Consider the following 568-nt stretch of genomic DNA (forward strand, 5'->3'; position numbering starts at 1 on the left):
ATCCGTGTTGGCTCCGATGTAATCGGCCACGTTGGCCGCCACGACGTCCACCCCGGCATTGATGGCGTTGCTCAGCAGGTTGTCACCGAAGTCGCCGCCGTAGACCGCCGTCTGCGCCATGGACCTGGCCAGGGTCTCGCCAACGATGCCGCCGCCGGTGATGGTTTGCAGGCCTCCCGTGAGCAAGCCGGTGGCCCCGGCCTTGAGTCCGGCCTGCAGGCCTTTGGAGACACTGCCGGTGGCGATCGTGGTGCTGATGGAGCTGCTGATGGTGGCCGAGATGGCCGTGCCGATGACTTGAACGGCGAAGGCACTGGTGGCCCCCACCGCAGCACCGATGTTCAGGGCCCAGGCGGCGATCTGGGCTTGCCCGAAGTAGATCGCCACAGCCGCGATCACCACCCCGACGAGTTGTTTGACCCAGCTGCTCTTCTTGGGTGGCTCCAGCGCTTTGGCGTAGGCGACCTTGTAGCGCGCCTCGGCCAGGCCCCGGATCTCGGCGTACCTGGGGTGGTCGGGTTTGAGTTCTCCGTTCTCCAGCAGCTTGAGCAGGCGCTCTTGTTCGGGA

General features: G+C 65.8%; 1 protein-coding gene. It reads right to left on the reverse strand.

The window, feature by feature from the left end:
* Nucleotides 1-568: hypothetical protein (locus tag HTA01S_RS25655; protein WP_169804816.1), on the reverse strand; the 568-nt coding region annotated here is incomplete at both ends.

Source organism: Hydrogenophaga taeniospiralis CCUG 15921, assembly GCF_001592305.1.
GTDB classification, from domain to species: Bacteria; Pseudomonadota; Gammaproteobacteria; order Burkholderiales; family Burkholderiaceae_C; genus Hydrogenophaga; species Hydrogenophaga taeniospiralis.